This window comes from Myceligenerans xiligouense (assembly GCF_003814695.1).
Classification (GTDB): domain Bacteria; phylum Actinomycetota; class Actinomycetes; order Actinomycetales; family Cellulomonadaceae; genus Myceligenerans; species Myceligenerans xiligouense.
Genome location: NZ_RKQZ01000001.1, coordinates 3,267,531 through 3,282,577, shown reverse-complemented (window position 1 = coordinate 3,282,577; position 15,047 = coordinate 3,267,531). Strand labels below are relative to the sequence as shown.

At 70.7% G+C, this 15,047-nt stretch carries 13 protein-coding genes; 8 read left to right on the top strand and 5 right to left on the bottom strand.

From position 1 onward, the window contains the following. Positions 1 to 83 precede the first annotated feature (83 nt). Positions 84 to 1,793: a SulP family inorganic anion transporter gene (locus EDD34_RS14295; RefSeq protein WP_211341589.1), complete on the bottom strand. Its 1,710-nt coding sequence runs from the start codon at positions 1,791 to 1,793 to the stop codon at positions 84 to 86. Beyond that, on the bottom strand, positions 1,790 to 2,221 hold the full coding sequence (locus EDD34_RS14290; RefSeq protein WP_123815173.1) for an ArsR/SmtB family transcription factor: 432 nt from the start codon (positions 2,219 to 2,221) through the stop codon (positions 1,790 to 1,792). The genes EDD34_RS14295 and EDD34_RS14290 overlap by 4 nt, the downstream gene beginning before the upstream one ends. 170 nt (positions 2,222 to 2,391) lie before the next feature. Here EDD34_RS14290 and EDD34_RS14285 point away from each other — a divergent pair, with 170 nt between their 5' ends. Next, positions 2,392 to 3,693: an ABC transporter substrate-binding protein gene (locus tag EDD34_RS14285; RefSeq protein WP_123815172.1), complete on the top strand. Its 1,302-nt coding sequence runs from the start codon at positions 2,392 to 2,394 to the stop codon at positions 3,691 to 3,693. 121 nt (positions 3,694 to 3,814) lie between these two features. Here the strand turns inward: EDD34_RS14285 and EDD34_RS14280 are convergent, their stop codons facing one another. The 3 genes from EDD34_RS14280 to EDD34_RS14270 form a co-directional block, all read right to left on the bottom strand. Continuing rightward, a complete protein-coding gene (locus EDD34_RS14280) occupies positions 3,815 to 5,515 on the bottom strand; it encodes a carbohydrate-binding protein (protein WP_123815171.1) in 1,701 nt (566 codons plus the stop codon). A 304-nt stretch (positions 5,516 to 5,819) separates the two neighbouring features. Further along, positions 5,820 to 6,812, bottom strand: a complete 993-nt coding sequence (locus EDD34_RS14275) for a DUF2157 domain-containing protein (RefSeq protein WP_123815170.1) — start codon at positions 6,810 to 6,812, stop codon at positions 5,820 to 5,822. 230 nt (positions 6,813 to 7,042) lie between these two features. After that, the gene (locus EDD34_RS14270) at positions 7,043 to 7,480 is read right to left on the bottom strand and encodes an Lrp/AsnC family transcriptional regulator (protein ID WP_123815169.1); all 438 of its coding nucleotides are present in this window, start codon (positions 7,478 to 7,480) and stop codon (positions 7,043 to 7,045) included. A 248-nt stretch (positions 7,481 to 7,728) separates the two neighbouring features. Between EDD34_RS14270 and tig the strand changes: the two genes are divergently transcribed. The 7 genes from tig (at position 7,729) to EDD34_RS14235 (ending at position 15,006) form a co-directional block, all read left to right on the top strand. Next, complete coding sequence (gene tig / locus EDD34_RS14265) at positions 7,729 to 9,111, top strand: trigger factor (RefSeq protein WP_123816548.1); 1,383 nt, start codon at positions 7,729 to 7,731, stop codon at positions 9,109 to 9,111. Between the two features lie 311 nt (positions 9,112 to 9,422). Further along, positions 9,423 to 10,055: an ATP-dependent Clp protease proteolytic subunit gene (locus EDD34_RS14260; protein ID WP_123815168.1), complete on the top strand. Its 633-nt coding sequence runs from the start codon at positions 9,423 to 9,425 to the stop codon at positions 10,053 to 10,055. Positions 10,056 to 10,092: 37 nt separating this feature from the next. Next, on the top strand, positions 10,093 to 10,815 hold the full coding sequence (locus EDD34_RS14255) for an ATP-dependent Clp protease proteolytic subunit (RefSeq protein WP_123815167.1): 723 nt from the start codon (positions 10,093 to 10,095) through the stop codon (positions 10,813 to 10,815). A 329-nt stretch (positions 10,816 to 11,144) separates the two neighbouring features. After that, positions 11,145 to 12,434 (top strand): ATP-dependent Clp protease ATP-binding subunit ClpX, encoded by a 1,290-nt coding sequence (gene clpX / locus EDD34_RS14250; RefSeq protein ID WP_123815166.1) that lies wholly within the window; start codon positions 11,145 to 11,147, stop codon positions 12,432 to 12,434. Between the two features lie 95 nt (positions 12,435 to 12,529). Further along, the gene (locus EDD34_RS14245) at positions 12,530 to 12,874 is read left to right on the top strand and encodes a chorismate mutase (protein ID WP_246012438.1); all 345 of its coding nucleotides are present in this window, start codon (positions 12,530 to 12,532) and stop codon (positions 12,872 to 12,874) included. 160 nt (positions 12,875 to 13,034) lie between these two features. Further along, positions 13,035 to 14,282: a baeRF2 domain-containing protein gene (locus EDD34_RS14240; RefSeq protein ID WP_123815165.1), complete on the top strand. Its 1,248-nt coding sequence runs from the start codon at positions 13,035 to 13,037 to the stop codon at positions 14,280 to 14,282. A gap of 184 nt (positions 14,283 to 14,466) precedes the next feature. Continuing rightward, positions 14,467 to 15,006, top strand: coding sequence for a DUF1877 family protein (locus tag EDD34_RS14235; RefSeq protein ID WP_123815164.1), 540 nt, complete (start codon positions 14,467 to 14,469; stop codon positions 15,004 to 15,006). Positions 15,007 to 15,047: the final 41 nt, after the last annotated feature.

The following is a 15,047-nucleotide window of genomic DNA, read 5'->3' as shown; positions in this document are numbered from 1 at the left end:
CCCGGCTCAACCCCGCCTCACACCCGCGGCTGCCTCCTCGCCCCCGGCGCCGTCGCCCGACCCGGCGCCCTCGTCCTGGACGGCTACGCCGGGGCGAAGGCCTGATCCTGCTGCGAGCCGGGCTCGCGCGCCACGTGCGAGCGGGCGTGGGCGACGGCGGCGTCGAGAGTGGTGAACAGGTGGTTCTCGTGACGCAGGCGGTTGAGCGCGCCGACGTTGACCAGGAGTCTGCGGTGCCTGTCCTGGACTCCCTTGACCAGGACCGTCACGCCGCGCTGTTCGAGCTCGGTGATGAGCTCGGCCAGCGCGTTGGCGCCGGTGGCGTCGACCAGCCGCACCTGGGAGAGGCGCAGGATCACGACGCTCACGCCGTCGCGCCGGCTGCCCTGGGTCACCTCGGCCAGGATGCGCCCGGCCGCGCCGAAGAACATGGCGCCTTCCAGGCGGTACGACGCGATGTGTTCGTCCCCGGGCCGGGCGGCGCCGGGCAGCGGGTCACGATGTACCGACGCCGCCCGGGCGACGTGACGCAGCGTGAGGAACGCCGCGACGAGCAGGCCGATCTGCACGGCCTCGATGAGGTCGAACGCGACGGTGATGATCGCCGTGACAGCGAACGTGACGGCGTCGGACCGGGTCGACGTGAGCACCGCCCGCACGGTGCCCGCGTGCACCATCCGGAACGACGTCACCATGAGGACACCCGCCAGCGCCGCCAGTGGGATGCGGGACACCGGGCCGGTGGCCAGGTAGATCACCGCGAGGATGACCAGGGCGTGCACGACGGCGGCGAGCCGGGTCCGGGCGCCGGAGCGCACGTTGACGGCGGTGCGGGCGATGGCGCCGGTGGCCGGCATGCCGCCGAACATCCCGCTCGCCACGGACGCGAGGCCCTGGCCGACCAGTTCCCGGTCCGGCTCGTAGGGGCCGCTACCGCCGCGGCCGGTAGGCATGGTCGCGGCGACCCGTGCGGACAGCAGGGACTCGATGGTGGCCAGCGCGGCGACGGCGATCATGGCGCCGAACACGTCGCGGACGGCGCCCGTGGTGACATCCGGCAGGTACGGGACCGGGAGGGCGGAGGGCAGCGCGTCGATCCGGGGCGCCGACGCACCGGCCAGTTCCGCGGCGACCGTGACGACGACGACGGCGACGAGCGACGCCGGAAGCGCCCCGTGGATCCGGGGGAGCGTGAGCATGAGTGCCGCGACGGCCGCCACGATCCCCAGGGTCCAGAGGGTCGCCGTGTCCGGCGCGCCGGCGGCGTCTCCCATCGCGCCCAGGGCGGCGACGAGCGTGTTGTGCCCGGCCTCGGCGGGTACCCCGAGCGCGCTCGGCACCTGCTGCAGGAAGATGATGGCCGCGATGCCGAGTGTGAATCCCTCGACGACCGGCCAGGGGATGAAGGTGACCACCCGGCCGAGCCGGAGCACGCCGAGGACGAGCACGACGAGTCCCGCTCCGATGGTCACCAGGGCCACCGAGCCGGGCCCGTACTCGGCGACGATCGGTGCCAGGACGACCGCCATCGCGCCCGTCGGCCCGCTGACCTGAACGTTCGAACCGCCGAACACCGCCGCGACGATGCCCGCGATCACCGCGGTGACCAGTCCCGCCGCCGGTCCGACGCCGGAGCTGATGCCGAACGCGAGCGCCAGCGGGAGGGCGACCACGCCGACGGTGACGCCCGCCACGAGGTCGGCGCGCAGCGTCCGGGGGCGCACGTCGTAGTCGGCGCGGACGGGGAGAAGGCCGCGCAGGTCGAGGCGTGCGACGAACCCGCGGGCGGTCACGCGCGGGCCGGGGTGTCGTCGTCCGCCCCGGGGCGCGTCGCCGCGAGCAGGGTCCGGGCGTTCGCGCCGGGCAGGGCGGGGAGGTCGCGCGCGGCGGTGAGCCGGTCGGCCGCTCCGTCGCGGCCGGTGGCGAGCGAGGAGAGCAGGAAGGCGCGAGCGACGACGAGCAGTTCCGCGACGAGTGGTTCGGCCAGCTGGTACCGGACCGCGTTCCCGGTCCGGGTGGAGGTGACGACCCCGGCGCGCTTGAGCACCGCGAGGTGCTGGGAGAGCTGGGACGCCTCCGCACGGGTCACGTCGGCGAGGCGGGCCACGGGGGCGGTGTGGTCGGACGCGGCGGCGAGGACCTCGAGCACCTGGATGCGGGTGGGATGCCCGAGGGCTTTGAAGAGGTCCGCCTTGATCTGGTAGAGCGGCTGGGTGTCCATCGCTTGGTGAGTTTAGCAAGTCATCAAGCCGTTGGCGGCGGCGTCCGCGTTTTGGCGGACCGATTCGGTCTTCGGCTACTCTCGTGGCGATCAGCGTCCCGCGCCCGGACACCGCAGTTCGGGGCGGCGATGCCCTGGCCCTCGATGACGAAGGACTCTCAGGACACGCGATGCACCTCACTCGGAGAAGTACGACAGCGCTCGTAGCGACGACCGCCCTGCTCGGCATGGCCTCGGCGGGCTGCGCCGCCGGAACGGGAGACCCTGCCCCGTCCCCCGACTCCCACCAGGACGTGGCCGTCTACACCTGGTGGTCCACGGGCTCGGAGAACGAAGGACTGAACACCTTGGTGGAGGTGTTCGAGAAGCAACATCCAGAAATCGATTTCGTGGACGACGGCGTGACCGGGGGCGGCGGGGGAGCGGCCAAGGATCACCTGCAGTCGCGGCTGGAGAACCAGGACCCACCGGACACGTTCGTCGCTCACGCGGGAGCGGAGCTGCAGGACTACATCGACGAGGGCTACATCCAGGACGTCTCCGGCCTCTACGAGGAGCACGGCCTGACCGACGTCTTCCCCGAAGGGCTCATCGACCTCCTGGCCACCGAGGACGGGAAGATCTACTCGGTTCCGTCGAACATCCACCGGGCGAACGTGATGTGGGTGAACCCGGCCGTGCTCCAGGAAAACGATATCGACCCGTCCGGCCGGTACGAGAGCATCGACGCCTTCGTCGCGGACCTGGAGAAGCTGAGGAACGCGGGCATGGAAGCGCCGCTGGCGCTCGGAACCACCTGGACGCAGGTCCACCTCTTCGAGACGGTGCTGCTCGGCAGCCTCGGGGCCGAGGCGTATTCCGGCCTCTGGGACGGCACCACGGACTGGAACGGCCCCGAGGTGACCGCGGCGCTCGAGGACTACAAGACGATCTTGGGCTACACCAACGCGGACCGTATGGACCTCGACTGGGATCGGGCGATCCAGCGGGTGATCGACGGCGATTCCGCCTTCAACGTCATGGGGGACTGGGCCGTCAGCGGATTCGACAACGCGAACCAGGAGTTCGGTACGGACTACGTCGCGGTCCCCTCGCCGGGAAGCGCCGGCACCTTCGACTTCCTCGCCGACTCGTTCACCCTGTCCGCCGGGATCCTCGACGAGGACAGCGCGAAGGCGTGGCTGGAGACCATCGGGTCCAAGGAGGCCCAGATCCGTTTCAACAAGGTCAAGGGGGCCATCCCGGCCCGCGCCGACATCGACGAGGACGAGTTCACCGAGTACCAGAAGATGGCGATCAAGTCCTTCCAGGAGGACACCATCGTCTCCTCCATGGCCCATGGGGCCGCCATCCCCGTCGCCCACCTGACGGCGATCACGGACGCGGCGACCAGGTTCAACCGCGAGGTCCAGGAGGGCGGCGGCGACGTCCCGGCGTTCCAGGCGGCACTCGCGTCCGCGGCCGCCGCCTAGATGGGTGTCGCTGCGCCGTCGAACCGCAGCGACACGCCGACAGAGTCGCGAGTTGTCGGCGTGTCACTGCGGTTCGACATCGGGGTTCGACGTCGGGTTTCGACGTCGGGGTTCGCGTGGTTCAGGAGAGGGTGATGCTGTCGAGCTCGGCGTAGCCGGTGCCCCCGTCGAAGTACGGGGAGCCCTTGGCGAGCCGGATCATGTTGTACCCCGCGTCGAGGTCGACGGTGACGTCCACCTCTGCGAACTGCGCCCATCCCGGGGTGGGCGGGTAGGAGACGGTGGACCAGGCGCCGCCGTTGTAGGCCAGGCCGTGGGTCGACGTCGCACCGGTCCCGTTCGCGTAGCGGATCGTCATCGTGTAGCTGCGTGCCGTGGGCACGTTGACGGTGAAGTCGACGAAGCTGTCCGATCGCATGTCAGCCGAGCCGTCGATACCGCCGACGTAGTACCCGTTCGACGCGCCGGAGGACGAGCGGGTCTGCGCGTTCACCACCGTCGCGTTCTCCGCCTCGTACGTCTGCTGCCAGGACGACGTCGGACCGCCCGCCGGGGTGACCACGACCTGGTACGCACCCTCGGCGGTCATGCCGTTGACCGGAACGGTGACGCTGCCGTTCGAGACGGGCATCGTCGAGGTGGACATCACCGTCGGGGCCGAGACGTGCGTGTGCCGGCCGGAACCCGGGACGGACCTGACGGTCACGTCGACCGAGGAGCCGAACGACGCCAGGCCGTCGACCCGCACCGCGTTGTTGCCGCTGTCGCCGCCCAGGACCACGTTGACGATCTCGCGGCTCGAGTCGTAGGAGGCGACGCCGTCCAGCCAGCTCTGCGGCGTCGTCCGTACGACGTTGCCGGCCATCTCGCCGTACCAGCGGTAGGCCCAGTACGACGCCGTGGGCTGGCCGTCGAGCGTGAACAGCCCGTTGAAGGTGCCCGCCTCGAACCAGTAGGCGCGGTGTGCCTCCCGCGCGCCGTGCCGTTCGAGGACGGAGATCCAGTGGACGGCGACGCTGGGGATGTCCATCTGGTCGCGCGAGTTGTACTCGTTGATCGCGATCGGGCGCGGGCTGATACCGAGCGACCGCTCGATGGCGCGGTAGTCGGCCACGTGGTCGTCGAACGAGTTCCAGTCCATGCTGCCGAGCTCGTGCCAGATGATCACGTCCGGGACCGTGTTCGTGTCACGCGCGTGAGTCAGGAAGGCCAGCATCCGGTCGTGGCTGTAGTGGGAGTCGCCGGGCCCGACGATCGGGGTCACCGTGTCCATGGTCCGGATGAGCCGGTAGGTGCGGGTCCAGCCGTCGTGCCAGCTGCCCGCCGCGGCGGTGTCCCAGGTCCAGTCGGCCTCGTTCCAGATCTCCCAGCCCTGGATGTTCGTCGCCCACGTGGCGTCGAGACGGTCCTGGACCATCGTGCGGACCTTGTCCTCCCAGTCCGCCCATCCCTGCCACTGGTAGGGGAACGACGGGTAGATGTCCGGCATCCGGATGAACTGCTGCGCGCCGGCGCGGGTGATGTTCCCGGTCACGTCGAGGGCGTCGCAGCACGGCTCGGTGGCGCCGTTGCCCAGGTGCGTGGTGCCGGGCGGCGGCTGGGTGAAGCTGATGGGGCTGAGCGGCAGGAGCTGGTCGCTGGTCGGCTCGGAGTCCGAGCCGACGCCGTACAGGCCGCCGGACGCGACGTGCGTGACGGGGCGGACGACGTCGCCGACGTCGACGGTGAGCGTGTTGCCCGCGGCCGACGCCGGGAGCGCTGGGGTCAGGGACGCGCCCACCAGGAGGGCGAGCGCGCAGACTCGGGACAGGACTCTTCGCATGGGATCTCCTCGTTGAGAGCATCGACAGAGTTGTGAACCGGTTCGACGTTCCCGGCTCGGTTCGCGACGCTAGCTTCGAACGCCGTTCGCTGCAATACCCGGATTTTTCGGAGATCCAGTCGTCCGTCGCGCCGCCGATCCCCGAACCGATTCACTCGACAAAGCACGTTAAACGGTCAGGTGTCGAACGCGGAGCCGTCCGGCCCGGGCCTCTGGCGGCGGCTGCCGGTCCGGTCCTGTCCCCGGTCCCGGTCCCGGTCCCGGTCCCGGCCTCCGCCGTCGGGCACGCGACGTCCGGCGTCGGCTACGCGACGTCAGGCCGGTGCCGTCGTCGTGCGATCCAGAGGGCCGCGCCGACCAGGACCAGGCCGGCGCAGAGCAGTGCGACGGGAGCGGCGAAGGTGCCGCCGAACCACGTCTGCACGGCGGTCGGCAGGGCGATGAGCAGGCCCACGGCCCCGACCGCCAGGAGCGCCAGGTCGGTCATCACGACGGCCAGCGTCACGACCGCCGCGGCCGTGGCCAGCATCAGCGTGATCCCGGAGTCCGTGGGCAGCATCATGAGCGTGCCGAACACCGCCACCGCGGCGCCCAGCGCGAGCGCGAGCCGCCGGGGGCGAAGGAGGCCCCCGACCGCGAACAGGAACCACAGGAGGCCCACGGCCCACACCCCGGCGCCGGGCAGGTGGTCCACGTCGCTGAACCTCGCGACCACCGCGCCCACCGTTCCGGCCAGCGCCACCAGCGCCACCAGGTGCTGGAGGTTCGTGGGACGCCACCACCAGAGTGTCATCGCGACCGCCGCCGTCACGGCGCTCGTCGTCACCCCGACGTCGTCGTCGGGCACCGCCAGCACGTCGGAGGTGAACAGCGCGGTGAACCCGGCGGAAGCCGCTGTGGCCGCCGCCCACAGGACGGCCCGCAGGCGGCGGCCCTGCGCCCCCGCGCTCCGGGGCACGGCCATGCCGGCGGCCAGCAACGCCATGGCAGCGCCGCCCACCACGGCCAGCCTTCCCGTGGTGCCGAGCTCCGTCCAGAACTCGGTCGCGAGGAGTACCGCGGCCACCAGGATCACCACACCGCCCACGTACCCGAGCGCCTCGGACAGCAGGGATCCGGGAACCGTCGGAGCCGACGGCCGCCGTGCCGCGAGCGCCCCTTCGCGTGCCGCGATGAGATCGGCCTGTTCGTGCGTGATGATGTCCGCGCCCACCCAGTCGGCGAGCCGCGCCGCCAGCACGGGGTCGGGGCCGGGACGACGGCCTCGCGGCGCACGTTCACCCGGGCGGATCGTCACGCCAACCCCTCCTCGTCGATCGCGGCTCCCGCCTGCACTCCGAGCACGGAAACCCCTGCCTTCCGCCTCGACACTATTCCTGCCGGGGAGTGCCGGAGCAGGGCCAGAGGTCCCGAGCGCGGGCCGGTCCGGAGTGTGCTTCAGCCCTGCGGTGTGCCCGGCGACGCCCCACCGGGGAACAGCGGGCGCGCTCTCGTGGCTCCGTACTCGTGTGGAGACGGACCGACCGCTCACGCCTCCGGTCGGTCCACCACCCGGGACATCACGATCGACGTGCGGGTCTTGACGACGTGCGCGGCGGAGCGGATCCGTTCCACGGTGCGCTCGATGCCCGCCATGTCGGCGGCGACGACGTGCACCATGGCGTCGGCGTCACCCGCCACGGTCGCCACGCGGACCACCTCGGGGATGGGTGACAGGTCTCGCCGCAGCACGGCCGGGGCGACGATCCCGTCGCAGAAGATCTCGACGTAGCCCTCCAGGGTCCAGCCCATGGCCGCCGGGGTGACGTGCACGGTGAACCCGGCGATCTCCCCGCGCGCGAGCATGAGGTCGACCCGCCGCTTCACCGCCGGGGCCGACAGTCCCACCGCGTTCCCGACCTCTTGGTAGGTGGCGCGTCCGTCGCGTAGCAGGCGCTCGACGATCGCCCGGTTCAGCTCGTCCATGTGCGCATGGTGTGCCGCGGCGGGGGAGGGCGCAAACCAGCAGCCCGGTGGCGTCCCCGGCGCCCGGCCGGGCGTGTCGTCCGGCGCATTCGGCAGGAGACGCGGGGAGGCGTACGATGATCGGGATTGCCGTGCATCTGTCGCACGATCCCGCATCCCCGCGCCCGCCAGGTGGCTCCTGCCGTCGTGAGTTCCTCACGCCCCAGGTCCCGGGTGAGCGCACCCCCGATCATCTGGAGACCAACGAAGTGAAGAGCGCCGTCGAGACCCTGGACCCCACCAAGGTCAAGCTGACTGTCGAGGTGGACTACGACGAGCTCGAGCCGAGCATCGACCACGCCTACAAGCACATCGCGGAGCAGGTGAACATCCCCGGCTTCCGCAAGGGCAAGGTCCCCCCGCGCATCATCGACCAGCGGGTCGGCTGGGGCGCCGTCGTGGAGCACGCCGTGAACGACGGCCTCAACGACTTCTACCGCCAGGCGCTCACCGACAACGAGCTGCGCCCGCTCGCGCAGCCTTCCGTGGACGTCACCGAGGTCCCGGCCAAGGCCGGTGAGGGCCAGCTGAAGTTCACGGCCGATGTCGAGATCCGGCCGGAGCTGGACCTGCCCGAGCTGAGCACGCTCGACGTGACGGTCGACGCGGCCGAGGTCACCGACGCGGACATCACCGAGCGCCTCGACGCGCTTCGCGAGCGCTTCGGCACCCTGGTCGGCGTGGACCGTCCGGCCGTCGAGGGCGACTACGTCGTCATCGACCTGACGGCCAAGATCGGCGAGGAGGAGGTCGACTCCGTCTCGGGCGTCTCCTACCAGATCGGCTCGGGCAACATGCTCGAAGGTCTCGACGAGGCCCTGACCGGCCTGTCCGCCGAGGAGACGACGACGTTCCGCGCCCCGCTCGCCGGCGGCGACCACGAGGGTGAGGACGCGGACGTCACCGTCACCGCCACCAGCGTGAAGCAGCGCGACCTGCCGGAGCCGGACGACGACTTCGCGCAGCTCGCCTCCGAGTTCGACACGCTCGACGAGCTCAAGGAGGACCTGCGGACGCAGGCGGCTCAGGGCAAGGGCTCGGACCAGGCGGTCGCCGCCCGGGACGCGCTCCTGGAGAAGCTCCTGGAGGCCGTCGAGGTGCCCGTGCCGTCCGGTGTGGTCGAGGCCGAGGTGCACCGCCACCTCGAGCAGGAGAGCCGCCTGGAGGACGACGAGCACCGCGCCGAGGTCACCGAGGACGCCAAGAAGGCTCTGAAGAACCAGATCCTGCTGGACACGCTCGCGGAGAAGCTCGAGGTCAAGGTCGGCCAGGGCGAGCTCGTGGAGTACCTGGTGAGCATGTCGCGCCAGTACGGCATGGAGCCGTCGGAGTTCATCCAGACCCTGGAGCAGGGCGGCCAGATCCCGGCGATGGTCGGCGAGGTCGCGCGGTCCAAGGCGCTGGCCGTGGCGCTGCGCCAGATCGAGGTCAAGGACTCGAACGGCGCCGCCGTCGACCTGAGCGAGTTCATCGGCTCGGACGAGATCGACGAGCAGCAGTCGGCGCTGGAGCAGGCCATGGCCGAGGCGCAGGCCCAGGCCGCGGACGAGGCGGACGGCACCGAGGGTTCGCCGGAGACCGCGAAGGCCTGACGCGGCCACCGGTCTCGTCGTGGCCGACGACGGCGCCCGGGGTGGCCTTCCGTACGGAGGGTGCCCCGGGCGCCGTCGTACCCGGACGAGCGCGCCCGCGGCCGGGAGCGGCGGGGGCGCGCCGTCGATCGCGATCGATGCCCTGGCACGGCGGGCCGCGGAGGCGGCGCGAGACCGCTTTCGTTACGCCGAGGGCAGCGCACGTGCGCTGTCGGCGAAACGTAGCCCTACAAGGGAGTTCCGGCGGCAGCGCGCGCGTTAGGGTCGATCGACAAGCTTGCAGGAACCTGCCGGACACTGAGGAGTGAGACGTGAACGATCTGCGGACAGACGCTGGGCCGGTGGCACGGTCGGAGGGGGCGGGCCTCGGCCTCAACGACTCGATCTACAACCGGCTTCTGAAGGAACGCATCATCTGGCTCGGCTCGGAGGTGCGTGACGACAACGCCAACGCGATCTGCGCCCAGATGATGCTTCTCGCGGCCGAGGACCCGACCAAGGACATCTGGCTCTACATCAACAGCCCCGGTGGCTCGATCACCGCGGGCATGGCGATCTACGACACGATGCAGTTCGTCCAGCCGGACGTGGCGACCGTGGCGATGGGTATGGCGGCCTCGATGGGCCAGTTCCTGCTCAGCTCGGGTGCCAAGGGGAAGCGTTACGCGACCCCGCACGCCCGGGTGATGATGCACCAGCCCTCCGGCGGCATCGGCGGCACCGCCACCGACGTGCGGATCAACGCCGAACTGATCATGCACATGAAGAAGGTGCTCGCGGGGCTCACGGCCGAGCAGACCGGCCACACCCTGGAGGAGGTCACCAGGGACAGCGACCGCGACAAGTGGTTCACGGCGCCCGAGGCGCTCGAGTACGGCTTCATCGACCACGTCGTCGAGAGCTCGGCCCTGGCCGGCGGCGGCGGCATGAACAGCGCGTCCTGACGACGCCGAGAATACTTCGAGGATCGAGGAGACCACAGTGAGCCCTGAAGCCCAGTTCCTGGCGGCGGCCGAGCGCCTTGCCGGTTCGCACGCCCGGCCCCAGTTCGGCGGCCTGCCGCACTCCATGGCACCAGCGGCGCCGTCGAGCCGGTACGTGCTGCCCCAGTTCGAGGAGCGGACCGCCTACGGATTCAAGCGCCAGGACCCGTACACCAAGCTGTTCGAGGACCGCATCATCTTCATGGGCGTCCAGGTGGACGATGCGTCCGCCGACGACGTCATGGCGCAGTTGCTCGTCCTGGAGTCCCAGGACCCGGACCGCGACATCATCCTGTACATCAACAGCCCGGGCGGCTCGTTCACCGCGATGACGGCGCTGTACGACACGATGCAGTACGTCAAGCCGCAGCTCCAGACGGTCTGCCTGGGGCAGGCCGCCTCCGCGGCGGCGGTGCTCCTCGCGGCGGGGCAGCCGGGCAAGCGCCTGGCGCTCCCGAACGCCCGCGTGCTCATCCACCAGCCGGCGATGGAGGGCGGTGGCTACGCGCAGGCGTCGGACATCGAGATCCACGCCAACGAGCTCATCCGGATGCGTGAGTGGCTGGAGGACACCCTGGCCCGGCACTCCGGCAAGACGTCGCAGGAGGTCCGCGACGACATCGAGCGCGACAAGATCCTGACGGCCGCGGAGGCCAAGGACTACGGCCTGGTCGACCAGGTGCTGGAGTCGCGTAAGCCGCAGGCCATCGCGGCCCCCTGACCGGTACGGCGCTCCTGTGCGGACGCCGCCGAGGTAGCGGGACGAGCACGATCCCGCTGCCTCGGCGGACAGGGGCGGCGGACGGTCTCGGGAAAAACGAGACACGCCGTTGAAATCATGGCAATCTTGCCAGTACTGGCGAGAATCTCACCTGGACGACCCGCCGTGAGACCGGCTGACAACCGGGCCCCCGGTGGTGTGCAATGGGAAGTAACCGACCTGGGGTCCGCGGGCCCCACCTGGAGATCTGGAAGCTTTCCCGTAGAGACAGAATCGCCCGACCAGAGCCCGGACCGCTCGTCAGAGCGCAGGAGCGAGGAGACGAATACGTGGCGCGTATCGGTGACGGCGCTGAGCTGCTGAAGTGCAACTTCTGTGGCAAGTCCCAGAAGCAGGTCATCAAGCTGATCGCAGGCCCGGGCGTCTATATCTGCAACGAGTGCATCGAGCTCTGCAACGAGATCATCGACGAGGAGATGAACGAGGCGGCCGAGGTCGGGCTCACGGAGTTGCCCAAGCCGCGCGAGATCTTCGAGTTCCTCGAGCAGTACATCATCGGCCAGGAGTCCGCCAAGCGGGCCCTGGCCGTCGCGGTCTACAACCACTACAAGCGGATCCAGGCGAGCAACGGCCCCAAGGCGCCGGGCAGCCAGGAAGACACCGACCAGGTGGAGATCGCCAAGTCGAACATCCTGCTGATCGGGCCCACCGGCACCGGTAAGACCTACCTGGCCCAGACGCTCGCCAAGATGCTCAACGTCCCGTTCGCCATCGCGGACGCCACGGCCCTCACCGAGGCCGGGTACGTGGGCGAGGACGTCGAGAACATCCTGCTCAAGCTCATCCAGGCGGCCGACTTCGACGTCAAGAAGGCCGAGACCGGGATCATCTACATCGACGAGGTCGACAAGGTGGCCCGCAAGGCGGAGAACCCCTCGATCACCCGGGACGTGTCCGGCGAGGGGGTGCAGCAAGCGCTTCTGAAGATCATCGAGGGGACCAGCGCGTCGGTCCCGCCGCAGGGTGGCCGCAAGCACCCGCACCAGGAGTTCATCCAGATCGATACCACGAACGTGCTGTTCATCGTCGCCGGCGCGTTCGCGGGACTCGACGACATCGTGGCCTCGCGGGCCCGCAAGCGCGGCATCGGGTTCGCCGCGCCGATGGAGACCGGAGGGGACGAGGACCTGTTCGCCGAGGTCCGTCCCGAGGACCTGCAGAAGTACGGTCTGATCCCCGAGTTCATCGGGCGCCTGCCGGTCGTCGCGTCGGTGTCGCCGCTCGACCGGGACGCCCTGGTCCGCATCCTCACCGAGCCGCGGAACGCGCTGGTCAAGCAGTACCAGCGGATGTTCCAGATCGACGGTGTCGAGCTGGAGTTCGAGGACGGTGCCGTCGAGGCGATCGCCGACCAGGCCCTGCTGCGGGGCACCGGCGCCCGCGGGCTGCGCGCCATCATGGAAGAGGTGCTGCAGCAGGTCATGTTCGACGTCCCGAGCCGCGACGACGTCGAACGCGTGGTCATCACGCGCGACGTCGTGCTGGAGAACGTCAACCCGACCGTGGTCCCGCGCCGCACCGCGGTCCGTGGCCGTCAGCCGCGCGAGAAGTCCGCCTGAGAGACCACCCCGGCGTAGTGGGCGCGCGGGCGCGGTGACGTCCGGTGGTCGGCACGCGGGCGCCCGGCGGCGGCCGCCGGGTTAGCCTCGTGTCCATGACCTCGGATCCTGCTGCCTCGGCGATGCCCTCGGAGATCCTGCGCCTGCGCGCGAGCATCGACAACATCGACGCCGCTCTGGTGCACCTGCTGGCTGAACGTTTCACGCTGACCCGCCAGGTGGGGGAGCTCAAGGCCGTCGGCAACATGCCGCCGGCCGATCCCTCGCGTGACGCCCAGCAGATCGAGCGCCTCACGGCCATCGCGGAGTCCTCGGGCCTCGACCCGGACTTCGCCGTGCAGTTCCGGCAGTTCATCGTCAGTGAGGTCATCAGGCGCCACGAGCTCATCGCGCGCGAGCACGCGGGCGAGACCTTGCCGGAGCTCGACACGTACGCTTGAAGGGATGCTTTCTGACGCCGGACGGCGGGTCGTGGCCGTGCCCTGGGGGTGACCGTCACGAGATTTCCCAGCAAAATCCTGGTCCAGGGGTGGCGTCTGCCAGCGATTCGGCGGAGGCTGGATGGATTGTGAGCATCACCCTCGGAACCAGGAGGCCGGAATGAAGATCGACTGGCTCAAGCCGCTCCTCGGACACCCAGGACCCTTCGCCACCGTGTACCTGGACGCGACCCCGTCCGACAAGGCCGCCGACCGCGACGTCGCGAACCGGTGGCGGGCGGCGCGGAAGTCACTCGCGGCGCGGGGCGCCCCGGACGACGTCCTGGACAGCATGGAGGAGGCGGCCCGGCGTCCGACGTGGGAGCCGGGTCTGCACGGCAGGGTCGTCATCGCCGACGACACCGGCGTGCTGGTGGACCGTGTCCTGCACGAGGCGCCGACGGCGGACCTGACCGCGTGGTCGAACGTGCCCGAGCTGCTCCAGGCGGTCCGCGCCGCGGACGAGTCCGTGGAGCTGCTGGTGGTCGCTGTCGACCGGAAGGGCGCGGACTTCACGCGGACCGGCGTCGGCGGCCGGGTGTACGAGGAGTTCGCGGCCCCGGACGACGAGATCGCCAAGACCGGGTCGACGGGGACCAAGCGCGCCCGGATCGAGTCGCGTGCCGAGGACTCGTGGGAGAAGAACGCGTCGGCGATCGCGGCCGAGGTGGACCGGCGCGTGGAGGAGACCGCTCCCGAGCTGGTGGTCCTCACGGGCGACGTGCGCACCGTCGCGGGCGTGCGCGATGCCGTGGGCCGCACTGTCGCGGAGATCTGTGTCGAGATCCCCGGCGGCGTGCGGGGCGGTCCGGCGACGGTCGGCGGCGCGAGCGCGGTGGGCGGCGCCGCGAGCGGCGGGGTCTTCGCCGACCGGGTCGCCGAGGCGCTGGACAGCTACCGCGAGCGGCGGCGCGAGCGCGTGCTCGCCGAGCTGCGGCAGGGCCTGGGGCGCGACGAGGGCGCCGTGTCGTCGGTGGACGACGTCGTCGCCGTGCTCGGCCGTGCCCAGGTGGCCGAGCTCGTCCTGGCGGAGGACTACGGGACGGGCAACGGGCAGGTGAACGGCCGCACGCTGTGGATCGGTCCGGAGCCGGTGCACATCGCGTCCGACCGTGCCGACCTGGAGGCGCTGGGCGTGCGTGACGGGCTCGAGGAGCTGCCGGCGGCGGTGGCGCTGGTGCGCGCCGCGATCGCCCAGGACGCGGGCCTCACCTTCGCGCCCGAGGGTTCGGTCGGCGTCGGGGCCGGCGGCCTCGTCGACGGGGTGGCGGCCACGCTGCGCTGGCACGACGGGCACACACCGCACGAGTACGCCGCGACCATGTCGGGAGACGACACGCGGCTTCGTGGGGAACGGACTCGCGGCTGACGCGCTCTACGGGTTATCCACCACCCCTGACCGGTTGGTCCGGTGTGCGTTCTGTGAATGCGATTCGCAAACGCCCCCGAATGTGAAGGCTTTGTAAAGCCTGCTGGCGTTCAGAGGTGGTGCGGTTGGGTCTGTTCGTTATGCCCGACCCACCGTCCGGCGCGAGTCGCTAGCGTGCCCGGCCATGGGGAATCACGAGGGGTACCGGCCGAGTCTCACCGCGGCACTGAGCGGAGTCCAGTGCGAGTACGCACGGCTCGGCGCAGACGACGCGGTCCGGGCAGCAGGCAACGACGACTGGGTGGCCTCGCACGTCGAGGCGCTCGCGGACGACTGGGTGGAGCGGGACGTCCCGCCCGGGCAGGCGCAGTACTTCACGATCGGGCTGGCCTGGGGCGGGCTGCACGGGCTCCTGCGGGAGCACGGAGGGCTGTCGGTGGACGTCGTTCAGGGAGGTGAGCCACTGGGGCTGCCCGGTGTGATCGGCAATGCCCGCCTGCTTCCGTCGTCCGACGTGGCCACGGCGGCCGCGTTCCTGACGGGGACGCCGTTCGCGGAGCTGGCGCCGCTCTACGACGCCGCCGTCTGCGACGGATGCCCGGACCCGACCGAACATCCGCCGGAGGAGCGGCTCGACACCCTGGCCGGCGCCTACGAGGACCTCGGCCAGTTCTTCACCGCCGCCGCCGACGCCGGCGATGCCGTCGTCCTGATGCTCAACTGACACGCGAACTCCGGCCCCCGGCCGCGTCACACCGAGGTGAC